At 67.7% G+C, this 21,770-nt stretch carries 17 protein-coding genes; 5 read left to right on the forward strand and 12 right to left on the reverse strand.

Going from position 1 to position 21,770, the window contains the following annotated elements; genetic code table 11:
• Positions 1-168: 168 nt before the first annotated feature.
• Genes N4261_RS23035 through N4261_RS23045 form a run of 3 tightly spaced genes read right to left on the reverse strand, consistent with a single transcriptional unit; the run spans position 169 to position 6,034 of the window.
• A complete protein-coding gene (locus N4261_RS23035; protein ID WP_261757576.1) occupies positions 169-1,581 on the reverse strand; it encodes an efflux transporter outer membrane subunit in 1,413 nt (470 codons plus the stop codon).
• Positions 1,582-1,595: 14 nt separating this feature from the next.
• Entirely contained in the window at positions 1,596-4,760 is a 3,165-nt protein-coding gene (locus N4261_RS23040; RefSeq protein ID WP_261757577.1) for an efflux RND transporter permease subunit, read from the reverse strand.
• Between the two features lie 29 nt (positions 4,761-4,789).
• Complete coding sequence (locus N4261_RS23045; protein ID WP_261760828.1) at positions 4,790-6,034, reverse strand: efflux RND transporter periplasmic adaptor subunit; 1,245 nt, start codon at positions 6,032-6,034, stop codon at positions 4,790-4,792.
• 248 nt (positions 6,035-6,282) lie between these two features.
• Here N4261_RS23045 and N4261_RS23050 point away from each other — a divergent pair, with 248 nt between their 5' ends.
• Both N4261_RS23050 and N4261_RS23055 read left to right on the forward strand, forming a co-directional pair.
• Positions 6,283-7,038 (forward strand): TetR family transcriptional regulator, encoded by a 756-nt coding sequence (locus N4261_RS23050; RefSeq protein WP_261757578.1) that lies wholly within the window; start codon positions 6,283-6,285, stop codon positions 7,036-7,038.
• 226 nt (positions 7,039-7,264) lie between these two features.
• Positions 7,265-9,658 carry a YgiQ family radical SAM protein gene (locus tag N4261_RS23055; RefSeq protein ID WP_261760829.1) on the forward strand — a complete coding sequence of 798 codons (2,394 nt, stop codon included), beginning with the start codon at positions 7,265-7,267 and terminating at the stop codon, positions 9,656-9,658.
• A 141-nt stretch (positions 9,659-9,799) separates the two neighbouring features.
• Here N4261_RS23055 and N4261_RS23060 read toward each other — a convergent pair whose 3' ends face one another.
• Positions 9,800-10,162: a hypothetical protein gene (locus tag N4261_RS23060; protein ID WP_261757579.1), complete on the reverse strand. Its 363-nt coding sequence runs from the start codon at positions 10,160-10,162 to the stop codon at positions 9,800-9,802.
• Complete coding sequence (locus N4261_RS23065; protein WP_261757580.1) at positions 10,162-10,548, reverse strand: phage holin family protein; 387 nt, start codon at positions 10,546-10,548, stop codon at positions 10,162-10,164. Before N4261_RS23065 ends, N4261_RS23060 begins: the two co-directional genes overlap by 1 nt.
• 159 nt (positions 10,549-10,707) lie before the next feature.
• Here N4261_RS23065 and N4261_RS23070 point away from each other — a divergent pair, with 159 nt between their 5' ends.
• The gene (locus tag N4261_RS23070) at positions 10,708-13,179 is read left to right on the forward strand and encodes a putative bifunctional diguanylate cyclase/phosphodiesterase (protein WP_261757581.1); all 2,472 of its coding nucleotides are present in this window, start codon (positions 10,708-10,710) and stop codon (positions 13,177-13,179) included.
• Positions 13,180-13,212: 33 nt separating this feature from the next.
• On the opposite strand, the gene N4261_RS23075 is transcribed toward N4261_RS23070, so the two are convergent.
• The 3 genes from N4261_RS23075 to N4261_RS23085 form a co-directional block, all read right to left on the reverse strand.
• On the reverse strand, positions 13,213-13,521 hold the full coding sequence (locus N4261_RS23075; RefSeq protein WP_261757582.1) for an ElaB/YgaM/YqjD family protein: 309 nt from the start codon (positions 13,519-13,521) through the stop codon (positions 13,213-13,215).
• 126 nt (positions 13,522-13,647) lie between these two features.
• Positions 13,648-14,016 (reverse strand): hypothetical protein, encoded by a 369-nt coding sequence (locus N4261_RS23080; protein WP_261757583.1) that lies wholly within the window; start codon positions 14,014-14,016, stop codon positions 13,648-13,650.
• Positions 14,006-15,496 carry a C25 family cysteine peptidase gene (locus N4261_RS23085; protein WP_261757584.1) on the reverse strand — a complete coding sequence of 497 codons (1,491 nt, stop codon included), beginning with the start codon at positions 15,494-15,496 and terminating at the stop codon, positions 14,006-14,008. The genes N4261_RS23080 and N4261_RS23085 overlap by 11 nt, the downstream gene beginning before the upstream one ends.
• 164 nt (positions 15,497-15,660) lie before the next feature.
• On the opposite strand from N4261_RS23085, the gene N4261_RS23090 reads away from it, so the two are divergent.
• On the forward strand, positions 15,661-16,155 hold the full coding sequence (locus tag N4261_RS23090; RefSeq protein ID WP_261757585.1) for a hypothetical protein: 495 nt from the start codon (positions 15,661-15,663) through the stop codon (positions 16,153-16,155).
• Positions 16,156-16,357: 202 nt separating this feature from the next.
• On the forward strand, positions 16,358-16,801 hold the full coding sequence (locus N4261_RS23095; RefSeq protein WP_261757586.1) for a VOC family protein: 444 nt from the start codon (positions 16,358-16,360) through the stop codon (positions 16,799-16,801).
• Between the two features lie 6 nt (positions 16,802-16,807).
• Here N4261_RS23095 and N4261_RS23100 read toward each other — a convergent pair whose 3' ends face one another.
• From N4261_RS23100 to bioD, 4 genes are all read right to left on the reverse strand, one after another.
• Entirely contained in the window at positions 16,808-17,719 is a 912-nt protein-coding gene (locus N4261_RS23100) for a hydroxymethylglutaryl-CoA lyase (RefSeq protein WP_261757587.1), read from the reverse strand.
• 18 nt (positions 17,720-17,737) lie between these two features.
• Positions 17,738-19,717 (reverse strand): acetyl/propionyl/methylcrotonyl-CoA carboxylase subunit alpha, encoded by a 1,980-nt coding sequence (locus tag N4261_RS23105; protein WP_261757588.1) that lies wholly within the window; start codon positions 19,715-19,717, stop codon positions 17,738-17,740.
• Between the two features lie 243 nt (positions 19,718-19,960).
• Positions 19,961-21,025 (reverse strand): biotin synthase BioB, encoded by a 1,065-nt coding sequence (gene bioB, locus N4261_RS23110; protein ID WP_435531973.1) that lies wholly within the window; start codon positions 21,023-21,025, stop codon positions 19,961-19,963.
• Positions 21,022-21,756 (reverse strand): dethiobiotin synthase, encoded by a 735-nt coding sequence (bioD, locus tag N4261_RS23115; RefSeq protein WP_261757589.1) that lies wholly within the window; start codon positions 21,754-21,756, stop codon positions 21,022-21,024. The genes bioB and bioD overlap by 4 nt, the downstream gene beginning before the upstream one ends.
• Between the last annotated feature and the right edge of the window lie 14 nt (positions 21,757-21,770).

A 21,770-nucleotide genomic window follows, 5' to 3' on the forward strand; every position in this document is an offset into this window, starting at 1 on the left:
AAGTCAGCCCCCCCACCTTCATCCATGAGGGATGCTGCGCCATGAAAAAAGCACCGACCGCTTTCGCGTGTCGGTGCCTGGGTGGCCCTTGCCATTCGAGATGTCAGATGACGGAGCGTGAGGTGGCCCCGTCAGGCATCGAATTCGCCGCCCACATGGGCATCAGGGTCAGGACGGGCGTTGCGCAGGATCCACGCCGCCGCCCAGCACCTTGTAGAGCTGCACCTGGTTCTGGAGTTGAGCCAGACGCACCTGCAACGCGCTTTGCTGTGCTGCGAAGGTCGCGCGTTGGGCGTCCAGCAGGTCGAGGCTGGAGGCCGCGCCGTTGCGGTAGGTCAGCTCAACCAGTTGCAGCCGGGTGGCCTCGGCCTCGGCCTGGGCGTCCTGGGCGCGCAGTTGCTCATCCAGCGTGGCGCGGCCGGCCAGGGCATCGGCCACTTCCTTGAAGGCGGTCTGCACCACCTTCTCGTACTGCGCCACCGCGATCTCCCGGTTGGCCTTGGCGGCCTCGAGGTTGGAGCGGTTGCGGCCCGCATCGAAGATCGGCATGAGGGCCGATCCGGCGATGCTCCAGGCGGTGCGACTGAACAGGTCCGACAAGGCGCTGCTGGCCGTGCCCACGCTGGTGGTCAGCGAAATGCTCGGGAAGAACGCCGCACGGGCCACACCGATGTTGGCTTCCGCCGCCGCCAGCTGCTGCTCCGCCTGACGGACGTCCGGACGCTGCACCAGCACCTCCGACGGCAGTCCCGCGAGCAGCGCGCCCATGGTCTGCGACCCCAGCGGCTGCGCGGCGGTGAGGTCCTGCGGCAGCGTCTGTCCGACCAGCAGCGTCAACGAGTTCAGATCCTGCTGACGGGTGCGCTCCAACTGCGCCAGCGTGGCGCGAGCAGCTTCGTAGGACGACTTGGCGGTGCTCAGGTCCAGGTTGGACGCGGCACCGTTGTCGAACTTCAGCTGCATCAGCTTGAGGCTGTCTTCGCGGGTGGCCAGGGTCTGGCGAGTCAGCGCCAGCAGCTCTTCATCCGCCTGCACCGCCAGGTAGGACGTCGCCACGCCGGCCACCAGCGTGATCTGCGCGGTGCGTGCGGCTTCGGCACTGGCCAGGTAGCTGGCGAAGGCCGACTCGCTGCTGTTGCGCAGGCGGCCGAACAGGTCCAGCTCGTAGGCGCTGATCTGCAGACCGGCCTGGTAGCTGTTGACGATGCGGACATCGCCGGAGCTGGTGGTCGTCGGACCGCGGGACGCATTCGCGCCGAGGTTCACCGTGGGCCAGCGATTCGCCGCCGCGACGCCGGCCTGGGCGCGCGCCACATCGACGTTCAGCATCGCGATGCGCATGTCGCGGTTGTTCTTCAGCGCCAGCGCGATCAGCTCGCGAAGCCGCGCATCGCCAAAGAACTGCTGCCACTGCAGTTGGGCGGCCGCCTGCGCACCCGGCGCTTCCGCACCGGGGCCTTGCGGCCACTGCGGCGACACCGGGGCCTCCGGCCGCTGATGCGACGGCGCGAGGTTCATGCAGCCGGTCAGCAGCACGGCCAGGGCCGCCGCCGACAGCGCGGTCAATTTGCTCTTCTTCATCTCATTGCTCCGCATCAGATGCCGTCCGCATGCTTGGCAGACGTGCCTTCGAGTTCATGCGCATGCATCCTGCGCTGGCGTTCGCTGCCCTTGAAGAAACGACGCACCACCAGGAAGAACACCGGCACGAACACGACCGCCAGCACCGTCGCAGTGATCATCCCCGACAGCACGCCGGTACCGATCGCGCGCTGGCTGGCCGCACCGGCGCCGCTGGCAAAGAACAGCGGGGTCACGCCCAGGATGAAGGCCATCGAGGTCATGATGATCGGGCGGAAGCGCAGGTGCGCCGCCTCCAGGATCGACTCGATCAGGCCCTTGCCTTGCGCCTGCAAGTCCTTGGCGAACTCGATGATCAGGATCGCGTTCTTCGCCGACAGGCCGATGATGGTGATCAGGCCGACCTTGAAATACACGTCATTGGGCATGCCGCGCAGGGTCGCGCCGGCCAGTGCGCCGAGCAGGCCCAGCGGCACCACCAGGATCACCGACAGCGGGATCGACCAGCTCTCATACAGCGCGGCCAGGCACAGGAACACCGCCAGCAGCGAGAACGCCAGCAGGATGCCTGCTTGCGATCCCGACAGCCGCTCTTCGCGCGACAGGCCGGTCCACTCGAAACCGATGCCGGGCGGGAGCTGCGAGATCATGTTCTCGAGTTCCTTCATCGCCTGACCGGACGAGGCGCCCGGGGCCGGATCGCCGGCCAGCCGCATCGCGGGATAGCCGTTGTAGCGGGTGGCCTGCATCTGGCCGGTGATCCAGCGGCTGGTGGCGAAGGCCGAGACCGGCACATCGGCGCCCGAGGCGTTGGTCACGTTAAGCTTGAGCACGTCTTCAGGCGTCGAGCGACGAGCCGCATCCGCCTGCACCACGACACGCTGCATGCGGCCGCTGCTCGGGAAGTCGTTCACATAGCTGGAGCCCAGCTGCGTGCCCAGCACCCGGGCGATGGTGTCGAAGCCCACGCCCAGCGCCTGCGCCTTGGCGCGGTCGATGTCGATCTGCAGCTGCGGCGCATCTTCCAGGCCGTCCGGACGGATGGTGGCGATCAGCTTGCTCTTGGACGCCATGCCCATCAGCTGGTTGCGTGCATTCAGCAGGGCCTCGTGGCCGAGGCCGCCGCGGTCCTGCAGTCGCAGCGCGAAGCCGGTGGCATTGCCCAGTTCCTGGATCGGCGGGGGCGAGAGCGGGAAGATGAACGCGTCACGCACGCCCATCATCATCGCGCCCATCACCCGACCGGCCACCGCCGACGCCGAATGCTCGGCGCCCTTGCGCTCGTCCCACGGCTTGAGCGGCACGAAGATCAGCGCCGCGTTCTGGCCCTGGCCGGAGAACGAGAAACCGATCACGCCGATGGTGTCGGCGACTTCCGGCTGCTTGTGCAGGAATTCCTCGACGGTGGCCACGGCGGCTTCGGTCCGGTTGGACGTGGCGCCCGGGGGCAACTGCACATTGACGATCAGGTAACCCTGGTCTTCGTTGGGCAGGAAGCTGGTGGGCATGCGCACATACAGCCAGCCGACTACCGCCACCACCGCCACGAAGGCGACCATCATCGAGCCGCTGCGCTTGAGCAGTCGCGCGACCCAGCCTTCGTAACCCTTGGCCGTGCGCGAGAAGCCGCGGTTGAACCAGCCGAAGAAGCCGCGCTTCTCATGGTGGTGACCGGCGTCGACCGGCTTGAGCAGCGTGGCGCACAGCGCCGGGGTCAGCGACAGCGCCATCAGCGCGGACAGCGCCATCGACGCCACCATCGCCAGCGAGAACTGGCGGTAGATGTTGCCCACCGAGCCGGCGAAGAAGGCCATCGGGATGAACACCGCGATCAGCACCGTGGTGATGCCGATGATGGCGCCCGAGATCTGGCTCATCGCCTTCTTGGTCGCCTCACGCGGGGACAGGCCCTCCTCGCTCATGATGCGCTCGACGTTCTCCACGACGACGATCGCATCGTCGACCAGGATACCGATCGCCAGCACCATGCCGAACAGGGTCAGCACGTTGATCGAGAAACCGAGGGCCAACATGATCCCGAAGGTGCCCAGCAGCGCCACCGGCACCACCAGCGTGGGGATCAGGGTGTAGCGCCAGTCCTGCAGGAAGAGGAACATCACCAGGAACACGAGGACGATGGCCTCGATCAGGGTGTGGACCACCTGCTCGATGGAGATGCTGACGAACTTGGACGAGTCGTAGGGAACGTTGTATTCCACGCCGGCGGGGAAGAACTTCTTGAGTTCCTCCATCCGGGCCTTGACGGCCTTGGCGGTGCCCAGCGCATTGCCGGTCGGCGAGAGCTGCACGCCCACGCCGGTGGACGGCTTGCCGTTCAGGCGGGCGTAGGTGCTGTAGCTCTGGCCGCCGAGCTCGATGCGGGCCACGTCCTTGAGCCGGACGGTGGAGCCGTCGGTGTTGGCGCGCAGGACGATGTTGCCGAACTGCTCCTTGTTTTCGAGCTGGCCCTTGACCACGATGGTCGCGGACATCGTCTGGCTGCTGGTGTTGGGACGGTCGCCCAGCACGCCCGCGGGCACCAGCGCGTTCTGCGCGGTGATCGCGGCATTCACCTCGGCGGGGCTGAGGTTGAACGACTGCATCTTGGCCGGATCCAGCCAGATGCGCATGGCCTGCTCGGTACCGAACAGCTGCGCCTGGCCGACGCCGGCGATCCGCTGGATTTCCGGCACGACGTTGCGGGCGGCATAGTCGCCCAGCGCGATCGGGTCCATCGAGCCGTCCTTGGACGACATCGTCACGAACAGCAGGAAGTTGGAGCGGGCCTTGTCCACCCGCACGCCCTGCTGCGTCACCGCCGCCGGCAGGCGGGGCGTGGCGCGCGACAGCCGGTTCTGGACTTCCACCTGCGCCAGGTCGATGTTGGTGCCCGATTCAAAGGTCACCGTGATCGCGCCGGTGCCGTTGGCCTGGCTGACGGACTCCATGTAGGCCAGTCCGGGGGCGCCGTTGAGCTCCTGTTCGATGACGGAAACCACCGCCTCGTCCAGCGTCTTGGCCGACGCGCCCGGATAGGCGACGTTGATCGACAGCGACGGCGGGGCCACGGTCGGGTACTGGGCAATCGGCAACTGCGTGATCGCCACGCCGCCGAAGACCAGGATGAAGAGGGCGATCACCCACGCAAAGATGGGGCGATCAATGAAGAAACGTGCCATGTCTTGGATCCTTCCCGAGCGTCAGTCGCTCAGTGGCTGGCCGCAGCGGAGGCCGCCGGGGCCGCGCCGGAGGCTGCGCTGGCGGGCGAGAACGGGACCGGATTGACCGGGGCGCCGGGGACCATCATCTTTTGGAAGCCGTCGGCGATGACGCGCTCGCCGGCCTTCAGGCCGTCCAGCACCACCCATTGGTTGCCGATGGCATTGCCGACCTTGATCTTGCGCGGTGCGGGCTTGTTGTCGGCGCCGACGACCAGCACCGTGTCACCGGTGGAGCCGCGGGTCACCGCCTGCTGCGGCAGCATGATGGCCGACGGCAGTTCCGCCTGCGCCACCCGCACCCGCACATACTGGCCGGGCAGCAGCAGGCCGTCGCCGTTGGGCACTTCGGCGCGCAGGGTCACCTGGCCGGAGGTCGGGTCCACCGTCAGGTCGGTGAACAACAGCTTGCCGGGGCGGCCGTAGACACTGCCGTCATCCAGCACGATCTCGACCTGCGCGGCATTGCTGCCGGCGCTGCGCAACTGACCCGCGGCCAGGGCGCGGCGCATGTTCTGCACCTCGTTGGCGGACTGGGTGAAGTTCACATAGACGCTGCTGACCTGCTGGATCAGGGCCAGCTGGGTGGCGTCGGAGGCGCCGACCAGCGCGCCTTCGGTCACCAGCGCCCGGCCGATGCGGCCGGAGATCGGCGCATAGACATGGGCGTAATCGAGGCTCAGCTTGGCCTGCACCACCGAAGCCTTGGCGGCGGCCACGTCGGCCTCGGCCGACTTGGCGGTGGCCACCGAGGTGATGTATTCCTGCTGGCTGATCGCCTTGGCATCGGCCAGCGGCTTGTTGCGCTCCGCCTGGGCCGAGGCCTGCGCCAGGTTGGCCTGGGCCTTGGCCAGGGTGGCGTTGGCGCTGTCCAGGGCAGCCTGGTAGGGCGCGGGATCGATCAGGAACAGCGCCTGGCCGGCCTTCACTTCCGAGCCTTCGGTGAACAGCCGCTTGAGCACGACGCCGTTCACCCGGGCGCGAACCTGGGCGGTGCGCAGCGCTTCCACACGGCCCGGCAGCTCGCTTTGCAGCGCCACCGCCTGGGTGCCCACGGTCACCACGCCGACATTGGCCGGCGGCATGCCGCCACCGGGTGCGCCCGCGGCCTTTTCTTCCTTGCTGCAAGCGGTCAGCACCGCTGCCAGCGACACCACCAGGGGCAGCAGATACAACATGCGCGCACCGGCCTTCAGGCGCGGCGTCGACCCCGACGATTCGTGAGACAGAGGCAAAGACGTCACGATGGGATTCCTCTCGAAAGACAGATTGGGTGAAATTCTTGGTGTTTTCACGGACTCGCCCGGGGCGACGGCGCCTCTTCGGCAAGACACGGACCTTCCGCAACGACGGCAGGCGGCCTTGCGGATCGACATCGAATCCATCAGGAAACGACGTCGGAGGGGGCAAACAACAGGTGAGAAGGCCCGGAGTATATACATACATTCGTGCATGTATGTTTCTTCACCTAAACTCCTGACTTATGGCACGCCGAACCAAACAAGAAGCCCAGGAGACCCGCAGCCGCCTGCTTGATGCAGCGGAGCTGCTCTTTCATGAGCGCGGGGTCTCCCGAACCTCGCTGCAGGACATCGCCCAGGCCGCCGGGGTCACCCGCGGGGCGGTGTACTGGCACTTCGAAGACAAGGTGCAGCTGTTCAACGCCATGATGGAACGGGCCACCATGCCGCTGGAGGAAGGCATCGAGGCCGCCACCTCGCCGTCGCCGGACCGGCCGCTGGAGGACCTGCGGCTGGGGCTGATGAATGTCTTCCACTGCACCGTCCACAACGCCCGCACCCGCCGCGCCTTCGAGATCGCCAACCTGCGGGTGGAGTTCGTGGGGGAGATGGCCACCATCCGCGACCGCAAGGTGGCCGCCCACCGGGAATGGACCGCCCACAACCGGGAAGCCTTCGAACGCGCGATCAGCCTGAAGCAACTGCCCGACGGGCTGGACACCCAGGAAGCGGCCGTCGGCCTGATGGCGCTGGTGGGCGGCTTGCTGCATCACTGGATCCTGGATCCGGACGCCTTCGACCTGATCGACGTCGGCCAGCATCGCCTGGAGCACTTCCTGTCCAGCCTGGCCCACCCGGTCACCAACCGCTTCGCCCCGCTGACCGACGCCGAGCGCCGCACCCTGGGCCGGCAGGCGATCTGCGAAGCCACCAAGCCGTCGAAGACCGACAGCGTCGCCCACACCGGCCTCCCCGACGCCGTCCATCCCGAGGAATAAGCACATAACCGGTGGAAAGCCCCTGGATTAGCAGGGCGCTGCTGGGCTAGAAGGGATGCTGCGGCGACAATACCCGGTTGCCCACGCCTCAGCCGCCGCCGTGTCCGTCTCCACTTCCCCACCGCCGACCCGTCCGACCGCCGATCTGAAGAAGATCGGCCAGAAGACGCTGACCGCCTACCGTCCGTTCTGGGCGAAGCGTTTCGGCCCCGCGCCGTTCCTGCCGATGAGCCGGGCCGAGATGATCCAGCTGGGCTGGGACAGCTGCGACATCATCATCGTCAGCGGCGACGCCTATGTGGACCATCCCAGCTTCGGCATGGCGGTGATCGGCCGCACACTGGAGGCCCAGGGATTCCGCGTCGGCATCATTGCGCAGCCGGATTGGCAATCGGCGGAGGCCTTCCAGGCCCTGGGCAAGCCCAACCTGTTCTTCGGCGTGGCGGCCGGCAACATGGATTCGATGATCAACCATTACACGGCTGATCGAAAAATCCGCTCCGACGACGCCTACACGCCGGGCGGCGAAGCGGGCAAGCGTCCGGACCGGGCCACGCTGGTCTACACCCAGCGCTGCAAGGAAGCCTTCAAGGACGTGCCGGTGATCATCGGCGGCATCGAGGCGTCGCTGCGGCGCATCGCCCACTACGACTACTGGCAGGACAAGGTCCGTCGGTCGATCCTGGTGGACTCGAAGGCCGACCTGCTGGTCTACGGCAACGCCGAGCGCGCAATCATCGAGATCGCCCATCGGCTCGCACAGAAAAAGCCAATCGAATCCATCACCGACGTGCGCGGCACCGCCTTCATGCGGCGCCCGGATGACGCGTCGCTGGACGGCTGGTTCGAGATCGACTCCACCGATGTCGACGCGCCCGGCAAGGTCGATGCGCTGCTCAGCCCTTACATGACCACCGAGGAGGCCGCCGCCGACCAGGGCACCGACTGCGCCAAGCAGCAGGGCGAGGCGGCCGGCGCGGCCGTCACCCCCGCCGAACCTGGCATGCCGGTGGTCAAGCCGATCCAGATCATCCGCAAGACCATGGCCCGCACCGGTGGCGATGGCCGTGCGCTGACCACCCCGCGCGACCGCACCGTCATCCGGCTGCCGGCCTTCGAGCAGGTCCGCAGCGACCCGGTGCTCTACGCCCATGCCAACCGCGTGCTGCACCTGGAGACCAATCCGGGCAATGCGCGCGCGCTGGTGCAACGGCACTCCTCCGGCGGCGTGGACCGGGACGTCTGGCTCAATCCGCCGCCGATTCCGCTGTCGACGTCGGAGATGGACCATGTCTTCGACCTGCCCTATGCCCGCAGCCCGCATCCCATCTATGCGGACAAGGACGGCAGCCACGACCACAGCACCAAGATACCCGCGTGGGAAATGATCCGGTTCTCGGTGAACATCATGCGCGGCTGCTTCGGCGGCTGCACCTTCTGCTCGATCACCGAGCATGAGGGCCGGGTGATCCAGAGCCGCAGCGAGGATTCGGTCATCCGCGAGATTGAGGACATCCGCGACAAGGTCAAGGGCTTCACCGGCATCATCTCGGACCTGGGCGGACCCACTGCCAACATGTGGCACATCGGCTGCAAGAGCCCGGAAATCGAGGCCGCCTGCCGCAAGCCCAGCTGCGTCTATCCCGGCATCTGCCCCAACCTGCACACCGACCACGGTCCGCTGATCAAGCTGTACCGGCGCGCCCGCGCGCTGCGCGGCGTCAAGAAGATCCTGATCGGCTCGGGCCTGCGCTATGACCTGGCGATCGAATCGCCGGAATACATCCAGGAGCTGGTGACCCACCATGTGGGCGGCTATCTGAAGATTGCGCCGGAGCACACCGAGGGCGGCCCGCTGTCCAAGATGATGAAACCGGGCATCGGCACCTACGACCGGTTCAAGCAGCTGTTCGAGCAGGCCAGCGCCGCCGCCGGCAAGAAGCAGTACCTGATCCCTTACTTCATCGCCGCGCATCCGGGCACCGCGGACGAGGACATGATGAACCTGGCGCTCTGGCTCAAGCGCAACGGCTTCCGGGCCGACCAGGTGCAGACCTTCTATCCCAGCCCGATGGCGACCGCGACCGCGATGTACCACTCCGGCAAGAACCCGCTGAAGAAGGTGACCCGCGACAGCGAGGCGGTGGACATCGTCAAGGGCGAGCGCCGTCGCCGCCTGCACAAGGCCTTCCTGCGCTATCACGATCCCAACAACTGGCCGCTGCTGCGCGAAGCGCTCAAGGACATGGGCCGCGCCGACCTGATCGGCAACGGCAAGCACCACCTGATCCCGACCTTCCAGCCGACGACCGACGGCACCTATCAATCGGCGCGGCGCAAGAACTCGACCGAAGCCGGCACGAAGACGGCGCCGAACAAGCCGCGCGCCGGTCAGATCCTGACTCAGCACACCGGCTTGCCGCCTCGGGAAACCGGCGCGGCCCGCGCGCCGCAGCGCCCCTCGGGCGCGGGCGTGCGGTCGGCCGCTGGCGGCGGGTCGTCCTCAGGGTCGACCAGCGCGTCGCGCGGCACCTCGGCACGCCCGGCCCGTCCCAACACGGCCTCGGGCAGCGCCGCCACGGTGGGTCCGAGGTCGGCCGCCAAACGCGGCCGCCGGTGACGGTCAGCCGCCCGTCGCCGCGCTGAAGCGCCGACGGGTGGTCCTGCAGCGGTCAGCCGGCGATCGCTCCACGGTCAAGCGTCCATCCCGATTCGATCGTCGATCCCCAGGTGGGATCAAGCACGGGCGAGCAGGAGCCCGTCAGGGCGAGGGAGACGGCCCGGACGCTTCGCTGCCCTTCCCGGTCGGGCGGGACGCCGGACGCATCCAGCGCCAGATCCGCCGCCCCAGGCTCAGCCACGCCCACCACCGGGCCAGGCGGCCCGGCCGCCGGAACATCATCAGCAACCCGACCAGCCCGCTGAGCCCGCCCAGCGCGCCGGCGGCGTGCCAACCGCGCGGCAGGCTTCGCAGCAGTTGCCAGATCGAATAGCCGCGCTCGGCCCAGTGCATCGGTTCCTTCAAGGCGCGGACATCACTCGCCACGCCCAGCCGCAATTCGGCGCTGCGCAGTTGCAGCTCGAGCTGCCGCAACCTCAGCCGCTGTTGAGCTTCGCGCCACATCAGCGGGCACCCCATTCGCTGTCGAGCGCCCGACGGTCGCGGTTCAGCTCGGCCACGCTGGCAGCGAACGGCATGCCTTGCGAGAGCTGCTGGCGCGCCCAGCGCCAGCTGAGCAAGGCCGCGAGCAGGCACAGCACGCCCAGCCCCAGACCCAGCGGTGCGCGCCACGCGTCCGGTACCCACATCAGTGCGGCAAACAACAGCATCAGCAACGCCGTGGCGCCCAGCAGCAGGGCCAGCAGCAGCCCGGTCAAGGCGGCGAACAGCCGCAGCAGCTCCGCCTGCAGCTCCACGCCCAGCAATTCCAGGCGCACCCGGGCCAATTCCAGCGTTCGTTCGACGACACGCCGGAGCCGATCGGCCAGGCCCAAATCCTGCGAATTCATGTGAAGTTCTCCTCGTCTCTCGCTCCGTCTCGTGAACGCTACCACTGAAACGCGGGAAACAAAGCCGTTCCGACTGCCCCCGCGCGACCCCTTGGGCTACAGTGCAGCGTAACGTCTGGTTGCGCATGGATACGCCGCCGACACACGCAAGGTCCGTCCATGTCCGATCGCCAGCAAACGCCGCATCCCGACGTCGTCCCCGACGTCGCGGACGACGACTTGCTGCACTTCCTCGAGGATCCCGATCCGGCGGCGGCAGCCGCTTCGGCGGACCTGCACCGCCCGTGGCGGGTGCTGATCGTCGACGACGACACCGACGTCCACCGCGCCACCGAACTCGCGATGCAAGGCCTGCTGGTAGAGGGGCAGCCACTGCTCTTCCTGCATGCCAAGTCGGCGGCCGAGGCCCGTCGCCAACTGGCAGAGCAATCCGACATCGCCGTCGTCCTGCTGGATGTGGTGATGGAATCCGAAGATGCCGGCCTGCAACTGGTGCGGCACATCCGCGACGAACTGCAGCAACGCGCCGTGCGCATCGTGCTGCGGACCGGACAGCCCGGCTATGCGCCGGAGATCGAGACGGTCCAGGCCTACGACATCAACGACTACAAGACCAAGTCGGAACTCACCCGCACCCGGCTCTATACGGTGCTGACCGCCGCGATCCGCTCCTATCGGCAGATCCGCGCGCTGGAGGCCAACCGCCAGGGCTTGCAGATGATCGTCGAGGCCAGCACCGAGCTGGGTCGTCAGCACGGACTGAACCGCTTCGCCGAAGGCGTGCTTCGACAGCTGTGTACGCTGCTGGGCACCTTGCCAGAAGGTCTGGTCTGCGTGCAGGGACCGAGAGACACCAGCGGCCAGTCGCGCATCGTTGCGGCGGCCGGGCAGTACAGCTCATTGCTCAACCAGACGCTCGGGGCCGTACCGGTCCCGCCGGTGCGTGACCTGCTGGCCCGCTGCCTGCTGCGCCGGGAAACCCAATATGAAGACGGCCGCACGGTGCTGTTCTTCGGCCTGCCCAGCGGACGGGCGATGGCCGCGCTGGTGGAAGCCCAGCGCGGGCTGGACGAGCTGGACCACCAACTGCTGCGGGCCTTCTGCTCCAACATCTCGGTGGGTCTGGAAAACGTCTTCCTCTACAGCCAGCTCAGCGACCAGGCCTACAACGACCCGCTGCTGCCGCTGCCCAACCGCACCCGCTTCATCGAGCTGCTCGAACAGAACCTCAAGTCGCCTGACGGCATCACCCTGGCGCTGATCGACCTGGACGACTTTGCCGATGTGAACGATGCCTTCGGTCACCGCTTCGGCGATCAGGTGCTGCAGGCGGTCGCCCAGCGACTGGCGCAGCAACTGGGCTTCAACACGGCGATGGCGCGGATCTCGTCCAATGCCTTCGGCCTGCTGGGACCGGATGAACTGGTCAACGGCGAACGCATTGCGCAGCTGTTCACCGATCCCTTCACCGTCGACGGCGAACGGCTGCAGCTCTCGGCCACCACCGGCCTGGTGCGATTGGCTCAGTCCCGCATGCTCGGCTCGGAACTGTTGCTTGATGCGCAGATCGCGCTCAAGCGGGCCAAGTCGCAGCACCGCGGTGCGTCGCAGTATTTCTCTTCCGAAATGGGCATCGACGCCCGGGAGCGCTTCAAGCTGCTCAAGGGGCTGCGCGCCAGCTTTGAAGAGCGTCGTCTGTTCGTCGTCTATCAACCGCAGGTGGACCTGATCACCGAACGGGTGATCGGGGCGGAAGCCTTGCTGCGCTGGCGCACCTCCGAAGGCAATTTCGTCCCGCCCGACCAGTTCATCCCGCTGGCCGAGCAATCCGGGCTGATCGTGCCGATCGGCGAATTCGTGCTGCGGACCGCCTGCTACCAGATCCGTCAGCTGCGCGACAGCGGCTTCGCCGACTTCCGCATCGCGGTGAACATTTCGCTGGCGCAATTTCGCCAACCCGCATTCATCGACACGCTGCGTCAGGCCCTGGCCGATGCCGAAGTGCCCGGCGACCTGTTGGAGCTGGAGATCACCGAATCGATGGCGATGGAAGAGGTCTCGGCGGTCCTGCGCGTGCTGGAGGAAATCCGCAGCACCGGGGCGACGGTCGCGATCGATGACTTCGGCACCGGGTTCTCATCGCTGAGCCAGTTGCGTCGTCTGGACGTGGAGCGGCTCAAGATCGACCGCGTCTTTGTGAGCGAGGCCCAAAGTTCAGCGGCCGGCGCCACCATCGCCCAGCTGGTGGTGAACCTGGGCCGCAGCCTGGGCATGCGGGTGGTCGCCGAAGGCATTGAAACGGAAGAGCAGCGGCAGCATTTGCTGGCGCTGGGCTGCCATGAGGGACAGGGCTGGCTGTTCGCCCGCCCGATGCCCGCGGAAGACCTGGAACGATGGCTGCGCATGCCCCATGCGTGGCAGCACGGACAGGCCGAGCGCCTGCCCGGGCCGGACACCGGCGCGACCGCACCGGCGACGGCGTCCATGCCGGAGACGGCCGGCAACGCGGTGCCTGCCACCCAAGTGCCGGCAGCGGTCACCGCGGCCGCCGGCGCGATCGCCGGGGCGCCATGCGCATCGTCCACGGAGGTGGATACGGCGCCTCAGGCCAAGGCCATCAGCGCCGAGTGATCACCCCGACGCACGGGGTGATCGGGTGGCCGCTCAGCGACGTCCGCCGCTGATCAGCAGGCCCAGCAGCAGGCCGACACCGGCAGCAACGCCGATGGACTGCCAGGGGTTGTCATGCACATACTCATCGGTGGCCTTGCTGGCGGCCTTGGCGCGCTCCACGGCGGCGCTCTGGAATTCACCCAGGCTGTGCTTGGCGCGGTCCAGCGTGGACTGAACACGGGCACGCAGTTCGGACGCGCCGGCACTGGTCTGGTCCGCCGTGGCGCGAAGCAGCGATTCGGCATCGGTCACGACCTGATGCAGGTCAGCCAGCAAGCGGTCGGAAGGGGTCTTGGCCATCGGATTTCTCCTGTTCGTCGGTGGGTGGATGATGGTGGTTGTACGTCTGTCGTGCAATCGGGGGCAAGTCCTGCGTGGTTCCCGACCGTCACGCGCGGTCATCTCGGGTTGGACCGATGCCTCTGATCAGGCCTGGGGCGGTGCGTCGTCCGTCACCTGGAAGTGCTGAACCAGGAAATAACTGCCGCGCATCCGACCCTCCACCCGCAAGACCTGTCCCTGAAGGGATTCGAGTTCCAGGTCTTGATAGGGCGATTGGCCGGCACGCCGCAACACCACCCAGCGGCCCTCGCCCAGTGCCAGGCGAAGGGCCATCCGCTCACTCTTGGAGCCGATGTCCACCTTCGCCCGTTCCAGCCGGCCGGTCAGGCATTGGGCTTCCCCGGTGCCTGCGGCGTCGGTCGGGCTCGCGCCGGGTGTGTCCGGCGGGCTGTTGCCTGCCGCACCGCCTGCCGCAGCGCCGGGCGTGCTGCCCTGATCAGATTCATCGTGCATGCATGCGCCTCACATGCAAAAGTCGTCCCTCCTGTTCGGTGGCGATCAGCGCCAGCAACTGCCGATCGACCCATCCTTTGTAGACATGCACCCGCCGATCGTCCGGCGCACCGACGATCAGGTAACTGATGCGGCTGCACGCCGCCAGCTTCAGGCCGGATTCGCGCAGCATCGGCAGGATGGCATCGAGGACCGCCTTGGCGGGCGGCGCCTCGCTGGGCTTCAGACGGGGCAAGGAGCGTGCCAGGTTCTGGCCCTCGCGGATCAGGCGCTCGCGACGCAGGCCCCGCACGCCGCGATCCTGCACCGCCGCGAACGCCTTGCGGAAGGCCGCCGTCTTGCTCAGGGCATGGCCGGTCACGCCCACCGGCTGCAAGGACGGATCGCCCAGCAGATAGAACTGGCCCAGTGTTTTCAGGTCCATCGGGTCCAGATGGGTGCGCTCACCGGCGAACTTTTGACGGGCTTCCAGCAAGGCACGCCCCATCGAGGCGCCCGCCAGGACCCGCTGCAGGAAATACTGGCACAGCAGATCGGCCGATCCATTGCCCTCGCTCGGCCCGTAGGCCACCGTGGTGCTGCCGAGAAAGCCGGTCGCGCCATCGGCCAGATAGCGCAGCGCGATGGGCCATTGGCCGTCCGCCAGCGCCGGATCGAACAGCTGCGCCCCGTAGCAGCATTCCGCGGCCACCACCGTGCCTGCGGTGATGCGGTCGTGCAGCAGCGCGGACCGATGGGCCACCGGATAGTCCTCGTCGCGCTGGCCGTAGAACTCGGGCATGTCCTCCATGCCGTGACAGTTGATGAAGTGCATGCGCGGCGCGAGATCCGCCTTCGTCCAGCGCGGACCGTCCGGCGGCGACAGCCGGAGCTGGTCCGCATGGCCGAAGGTGTTGGTCAGGCTGAGTCGGGTCGAGGCCTGCCAGACCTCGGCGGACAGCCCGAAGCTGTCCAGGTAGGCCTCGCGCGGCAAGGGCTTGGCGCGGGCAGAGGCCCGGATCAGTTGCAGCAGCAGGTCCGGTTTCGTCGCACCCGGCAGATCGGGCAGGCGGCCCACCACCCGGGTCGGGCCGAGGAAGCGGTTGGGATCGAGGCTGTAGGCCGCCTCGCAGGCATAGGGAAGATCGCTGGGCACGACCTTGTCCTCATCACCGAGCTCGCCGCCGTGGGCCGGATTGCGCAGCGGCACCATCGGCAGCAGGTCGGGGCCGCCCAGCAGCAGCAAATAGTGCGGCGCCCGCGCCTGCACCAGCGCATCGATGGCGACCTTCAATGCCCGTGCGTCGGCCCGTGGCGGCACCGCGGCGACGCCGTAGGGCTTCATCGTCGATGCCAGGTCGATCGGCACCAGCGTGGTGTCTACGCCCCGTCGCTTGTCCGCGGTGATCAGCTGGCGCAGCGCGGCCTCGATCTTCTGGAGCCCGGCGCTGCCGTATTTGTCGCGGAGCGCGCCGCGATGAAGGATGACCAGCTTGTCCATGAATGCCCTCCCTGTGAATGCCGTCCAGCGGCCTGCCTCATTGGGTTGAGGTTCGGTAGGGGCCGATTGTGTTCACCGTTGCGTCGTGCCGCAATGCGCAGTTCGGGAAGGCGACACCGTCCTGTCATCAAGCGTCAATGACCAATGACCAACATGCGCAGGCCATGCAAGTCCCCCACAAGACCGAACTCGCCAGACAGATGCTCACCCAGGGCCTGCGTCAACTGCCGCCGGCCCTGCGCGCGCTGCTGATCACCGTGGACGGCAAGCGCGACGCCGCCGAACTCCGCCGCCTCGGCCAGGGGCTGGGCCTGGGGCAGGATGGGTTGCGCGCGCTGATCGACCAGGGCCTGGTCGACCTGCCGGCGCCGCCGCCCGATCCCCGGCGGCTGACACAGGAGCGCCAGAACGCCCAGGAGCGGGCCCGCAAGCTGGTCGCCGCCAAGTTCTTTGCCCTGGACCTGGTGACCCGCATGCTGGCCGGTCGCGAGGCGGATCTGCGCAACCGCGCGCGGGATGTCGACACCGAAAGCCGGTTCATGGAATGGGTCGAGCTGTGCTGCGAGCGCATCGAGGAACATGCCGACGCGGAGCGGGCCGCGATGTTCCGATCGCGGGTAGACGGTTCACTCAAAGGCGCTGACCGCAGCGCCGCCTGAATCGGGGGGCGTCGGCTTGTGAGCGCGTCGGCCCGCGCCTATGCTGAACAGTCGACCTCGGCGCCCGACAACGGGAAGGTGGATCAGGTCGATCCGGCCGGTCGGGTCGATCAGGTCGATTGCGGCGAACGGGTTGCTCCCGTGGGCGCGGTGATCGCTGGCCGACCGCGCCGTTGTGGCCCTTGGATCAAGGAGACTTTCGATGAAGCCCCCACCGGCCGGTTGGCCCCGACTGTCCAGCGCCATCTTCTACAACCGCGCGGCCCTGGCGATTCCATGGCTGTGCGAGGCCTTCGGCTTCGAGGTGCAATTGCGGGTGGACGGCGAGCACGGCGACATCGCCCACAGCCAGTTGGTGTTCGGTGAGGCGCTGGTCATGGTGAGCGAGGGCGGTGAGGGTCGACCCCAGCGCTTTGGCGTCCCGCTGCGCAGCCCGCAGGCCCTGGGCGGCGCCAACACCCAGAGCGTGATGATCTATGTCGACGATGCGGACGCCCATTGCCAACGGGCCCGCCAGGCCGGCGCCAGGATCGTCCATGAGCCCAAGGTCGAGGACTACGGCGCCGGCTACTGGGCCGACAAGAGCTACGGTGCGCTGGACCTGGAGGGGCACCTGTGGTGGTTTGTGGAGCGGGTGCGGGGTTGAATCCGCTCAGCCCTTGCGCTTGGCCAACACCGCTCGCGCCACCCGCGAGGCGGGCGGGCGGCCCAGCACGTCGGCGATGAACGCCCCGGCATCCACCAGGCGATCCAGGTCGATGCCGGTCTCGATGCCCAGGCCGTTGAGCATGAACACCACGTCCTCGGTCGCCACATTGCCGGTGGCGCCCTTGGCATACGGGCAGCCGCCCAGGCCGGCCACACTCGCGTCGAAGGTGTGGATGCCCATTTCCAGACAGGCGTAGATGTTGGTCAGCGCCTGGCCATAGGTGTCGTGGAAGTGGCCGCTGACCTCAACCAGCGGATAGTGCTTCAGCGCCCGCGCCATCGCCGCCTGGACCTGGCGCGGCGTGCCGACGCCGATGGTGTCGGCCACACCGAGGTGATCGACGCCGATGGCCTTGAGCAGACGCACCACCCGCTCCACCTCGTCCGCCGACACCTCGCCCTGATACGGGCAGCCCACCGCACAGGAGAGCGCGCCGCGCACCTTCAGGCCGGCCTCGTGCGCCGCCGCCACCACCGGGGCGAAGCGCTCGATGCTTTCCTCGATGGAACAGTTGATGTTCTTCTGCGAGAAGGCCTCGGAAGCCGCCGCGAAGACCACCACCTCGTCCGGACGCGTCGGCAGCGCACCCTCCAGGCCCTTCATGTTGGGCACCAGCACGCTGTGGCGCACCCCGGGACGACGCTCGATCGCCGCCATCACCGCCGTGTTGTCCGCCATCTGCGGCACCCACTTCGGCGAGACGAAGCTGGTGACCTCGATCTCCTTCAGGCCTGCGTCCTGCAGGCGCGTCACGAGGCTGGCCTTGTCCGCGGTGCTGACCAGTTCCTTCTCGTTCTGAAGACCGTCGCGCGGGCCGACATCGACCAGCGTCACATGGGTGGGGAGTGAAGTCATCTCAGCGCTCCGGTGGATTCAGGCCATGCGCAGCAGTTCGGCGCCATCGCCGACCTGATCGCCGACCGCAAACAGCAGTTCCGCCACGACACCATCCCGTGGCGCAGTGATGGTGTGCTCCATCTTCATCGCCTCCATGACGGCCAGCGGCTGTCCCTTGGCGACGCTCTCGCCGGCCTGCGCCAGGAAGGCGACCAGCTTGCCCGGCATCGGCGCGGTCAGACGACCCGTCTCCGCGCCGCCTTCGCCGGCATGGGCAATCACGTCCACCTCGGTCACCAGCGCCGAGCCCTCGGCACCGAAGACCGCCACCTGTTCGCCGACCTTGTAGGTCCGCACCCGGAGGCGACGATCGTCCAGAAACAGCTCATGGGTGTCGCGCCCCTCGGTGCTCAGCGCCAGCGGCCAGGTGCGGCCCTGCACCGTCAACGACAGGCTGCCCTGGTGATGGCGCGCCAGCAGCACCTGGTGGTGCTCGCCGTCCACCTCCAGCTCGAAGCGTCGCTGGGCGGCGCCGAACAGGCGCCAGCCGTCGCGTCGGCTCCAGGGGTCGGTGGACTCGGTCAGCGCTTCGGCCGCCAGGGTGTGAGCGACCACGGCGGCGGCCGCCTCGGCCAGGGGCAGACCCGGCTGGCCGAACAGCGCGGCCTTCTCGCGCTCGATCAGCGCGGTGTCCAGATCGGCCAGGGTGAAGGACGCGGTCGCGGCACAGCGGCGCAGGAAGGCCACATTGGTCTGCAGACCGACGATGTGGGTGTCGCGCAGCGCAGCGTCCAGCCGGGCCAACGCCTGCTCGCGGGTCTCGCCCCAGACGATCAGCTTGGCGATCATCGAGTCGTAGAACGGGCTGATCTCATCGCCCTCGCCCACGCCAGAATCGATCCGCACCTCCGCCGTGCGGAAGCTCGCATGGGACGGCCAGCGGGCCACCGCCAGCCGGCCGGTCGCCGGCAGGAATCCGGCCTCCGGGTTCTCAGCGCAGATCCGGGCTTCGATCGCATGACCGGTCATGCGCAGCTCATGCTGCTTCAGCGGCAGCGGCTCGCCAGCCGCCACCCGCAGTTGCCATTCCACCAGGTCCAGACCGGTGATGGCCTCGGTGACCGGATGCTCGACCTGCAGCCGGGTGTTCATCTCCATGAAGTAGAACCGTCCGTCCTGCTCCGCGATGAACTCCACCGTACCGGCGCCCTGATAACCCACCGCCTTGGCCGCCGCCACGGCGGCTGCGCCCATCTCGGCGCGGCGCTCGGCGGTCATGCCCGGCGCCGGGGCTTCTTCCAGCACCTTCTGATGACGCCGCTGCACCGAGCAGTCGCGTTCGAACAGGTAGACGCAATCGCCGTGGCTGTCGCCGAAGACCTGGATCTCGATATGGCGCGGCCGCTGCACATAACGTTCGATCAACACCGCGTCATCGCCGAAGCTGTTGATCGCTTCGCGCTTGCAGGACGCCAGCGCAGCGTCGAACTCGTCATCCGACTGCACCGCGCGCATGCCCTTGCCGCCGCCACCGGCGCTGGCCTTGATCAGCACCGGATAGCCGATGCGCTGGGCCTCGCGACGCAGCAACGCCGGATCCTGATCGACGCCGTGATAGCCCGGCACCAGCGGCACGCCGGCCTGGCCCATCAAGCGTTTGGATTCGGCCTTCAGCCCCATGGCCTGGATGGCCGACGGCGGCGGGCCGATGAACACCAGGCCCGCCTCCGCGCACGCCTGGGCGAATTCCTCGTTTTCGCTGAGGAAGCCGTAGCCGGGATGGACCGCCTGCGCGCCGGTGGCCTGGGCGGCCTCCAGAATGCGCTGCCATTGCAGGTAGCTGTCCCGCGGGGCCGGGCCGCCGATGCGCACCGCCTCATCGCAGGCCTGCACATGCCGCGCCTGCGCATCGGCATCGGAATACACCGCCACGGTCTTCACGCCCAGGCGCTTGGCGGTGGCCGCCACACGGCAGGCAATCTCGCCACGGTTGGCGATCAGGATCTTCTTGAACACGGTTGTCTCCTCAAGATTCGTTTCCGGACGCCCGCCGCTTATGGCCGCGGGCGCTGGACGCTCCAGCAGGTTTTTTTGTGGGCTGGAGGCGGTGACGGCGACATCAGACGCCCTCACCGCGGATCAGTGGGCCTCGGTTCGACGCAATGAGCCGCAATGAGCCGCAAACCTCCGCAATCAGCTGCCCTCAGCCTCCCTGAGACTCAGCGCGGCTGCGAGCGACTGCGCGCGGCTCCGTCCGGCTCAGTGCCGATGGCCGCAGGACTCCGCCGCCTCGGCCTGCGCCTGGCCGCTCAATTCGGCCTCGGTGGCGCAATGCATGCCCAGGCGATCGATCAGCTTGCGGTCCTTCTCGGCCTGCGGGTTGCTGGTGGTCAGCAGCTTGTCGCCGTAGAACATGCTGTTGGCGCCGGCCAGGAAGCACAGCGACTGCATGGTCTCGGGCATTTCCTCGCGACCGGCGGACAAGCGCACCATGGCGCGCGGCATGGTGATCCGGGCCACCGCGATGGTGCGGATGAACTCGAACGGATCCAGCGCTTCGGTGCCGGCCAACGGGGTGCCCTCGACCTGCACCAGGTTGTTGATGGGCACCGACTCCGGATAGGGATCCAGGTTGGCGAGTTGCGCGATCAGGCCGGCACGCTGGCGACGGGTTTCGCCCATGCCGACGATCCCGCCGGAGCACACCTTCAGGCCGACGCCGCGCACCCGGTCCAGGGTATCCAGCCGATCCTGGTAGGTGCGGGTGGTGATGATCTGGCCGTAGAACTCGGGCGAGGTGTCGAGGTTGTGGTTGTAGTAGTCCAGCCCGGCTTCACGCAGCTGTTCGGCCTGGCCGTCACCCAGCATGCCCGCGGTCAGACAGGTCTCCAGGCCCAGGGCCTTGACCTCGGTGATCATCTCGCCGATGGCCTCCAGATGACGCTCCTTCGGCGAGCGCCAGGCCGCGCCCATGCAGAAGCGGGTCGCGCCGTTGGCCTTGGCGGCGCGGGCGGCTTCCATCACTTCTTCCAGCGGGATCAGCTTTTCGGCTTTCAGGCCGGTGTCGAAGTGGGCCGACTGCGGGCAGTACTTGCAGTCCTCCTCGCAGCCGCCGGTCTTGATCGACAGCAGGGTGGACAGTTGCACCGCGTTCGGATCGAAATGCTCGCGGTGCACCTGTTGGGCACGGAACAGCAGGTCGTTGAACGGCAGCTCGAACAGCGCGGCGATCTCGTTCACGGTCCACGGCTTGGCGTTGCGACGCTGCTCGTCGGTGGTGGGCGTCAGCGTCTGGATCTGGTTGACGGTCTGCTTCATCGTCATGCTTTCAAGGCCTTCAAGGCATTCAGCAGCGCTTGCTGCTGCAGGTGCGCGGCCACGGCCGCGGGAGAGGGATCGGGGAGCCGGGGCACATGGCCCCAGCAAGGTGCGCCGACGGCATCGTCGATGCGCGCGCGCAAGGCGCTCAGATTGTCCGCCACATGGGGCTGGTGGGGGTCGGCGGTGTTCGCTACCCAGCCGGCGAGCGTCAATCCACGGGCCAGCACGGCTTCGACCGTCAGCAGCGCATGGTTGATGCATCCCAGCCGCAGGCCGACGACCAGCACCACCGGCAGGCCCAGATCGACCGCGAGATCGGCGGTGTCCCACTGCGCGGTGATCGGCACGCGGAAACCGCCGACGCCTTCGACCAGCGTGACGTCGGCCTTGCCCGCGGTGGCCCGGATGGCGGCCAGCAACGCGTCGCGGTCGATCGAGCGTCCCTCCAGCCGTGCGGCGATGTGAGGCGCGCAGGGTTCGCGGAACTGCAAGGGCCCGACTTCATCGACGGTCAGGCCCAGTTTCTGGGCGGCGTGCAATTGGGCGACGTCGTCGTTCACCCAGCGGCCATCGGCCAGCTGGACTTGTCCGGCCGCCAACGACTTGATCGGCGCCACACGCCGGCCGAGTTGCTGGAAGGCATGGGTCAGGCCGGCGGTGATGCTGGTCTTGCCGATCTCGGTGTCGGTGCCGGTGATGAAGAAGCCCGACGACGGGCTGAGCAGGGGAGTCATGGTCAGTCTCGCAG

Origin of the sequence: Roseateles amylovorans (assembly GCF_025398155.2) — a bacterium.
GTDB lineage: Bacteria > Pseudomonadota > Gammaproteobacteria > Burkholderiales > Burkholderiaceae_C > Roseateles > Roseateles amylovorans.

What these genes read in the sequence shown, in the direction of transcription:
- N4261_RS23050 (WP_261757578.1), top strand. Translation starts at nt 6,283, where the DNA reads ATGGCACGCCGAACCAAACAAGAAGCCCAGGAGACCCGCAGCCGCCTG.
- N4261_RS23035 (WP_261757576.1), bottom strand. Translation starts at nt 1,581, where the DNA reads ATGAAGAAGAGCAAATTGACCGCGCTGTCGGCGGCGGCCCTGGCCGTG.
- N4261_RS23080 (WP_261757583.1), bottom strand. Translation starts at nt 14,016, where the DNA reads ATGCACGATGAATCTGATCAGGGCAGCACGCCCGGCGCTGCGGCAGGC.
- N4261_RS23060 (WP_261757579.1), bottom strand. Translation starts at nt 10,162, where the DNA reads ATGTGGCGCGAAGCTCAACAGCGGCTGAGGTTGCGGCAGCTCGAGCTG.
- N4261_RS23055 (WP_261760829.1), top strand. Translation starts at nt 7,265, where the DNA reads ATGAGCCGGGCCGAGATGATCCAGCTGGGCTGGGACAGCTGCGACATC.
- N4261_RS23070 (WP_261757581.1), top strand. Translation starts at nt 10,708, where the DNA reads ATGTCCGATCGCCAGCAAACGCCGCATCCCGACGTCGTCCCCGACGTC.
- N4261_RS23075 (WP_261757582.1), bottom strand. Translation starts at nt 13,521, where the DNA reads ATGGCCAAGACCCCTTCCGACCGCTTGCTGGCTGACCTGCATCAGGTC.
- bioB (WP_435531973.1), bottom strand. Translation starts at nt 21,025, where the DNA reads ATGACGATGAAGCAGACCGTCAACCAGATCCAGACGCTGACGCCCACC.
- N4261_RS23090 (WP_261757585.1), top strand. Translation starts at nt 15,661, where the DNA reads ATGCAAGTCCCCCACAAGACCGAACTCGCCAGACAGATGCTCACCCAG.
- N4261_RS23085 (WP_261757584.1), bottom strand. Translation starts at nt 15,496, where the DNA reads ATGGACAAGCTGGTCATCCTTCATCGCGGCGCGCTCCGCGACAAATAC.
- N4261_RS23065 (WP_261757580.1), bottom strand. Translation starts at nt 10,548, where the DNA reads ATGAATTCGCAGGATTTGGGCCTGGCCGATCGGCTCCGGCGTGTCGTC.
- bioD (WP_261757589.1), bottom strand. Translation starts at nt 21,756, where the DNA reads ATGACTCCCCTGCTCAGCCCGTCGTCGGGCTTCTTCATCACCGGCACC.
- N4261_RS23100 (WP_261757587.1), bottom strand. Translation starts at nt 17,719, where the DNA reads ATGACTTCACTCCCCACCCATGTGACGCTGGTCGATGTCGGCCCGCGC.
- N4261_RS23095 (WP_261757586.1), top strand. Translation starts at nt 16,358, where the DNA reads ATGAAGCCCCCACCGGCCGGTTGGCCCCGACTGTCCAGCGCCATCTTC.
- N4261_RS23040 (WP_261757577.1), bottom strand. Translation starts at nt 4,760, where the DNA reads ATGGCACGTTTCTTCATTGATCGCCCCATCTTTGCGTGGGTGATCGCC.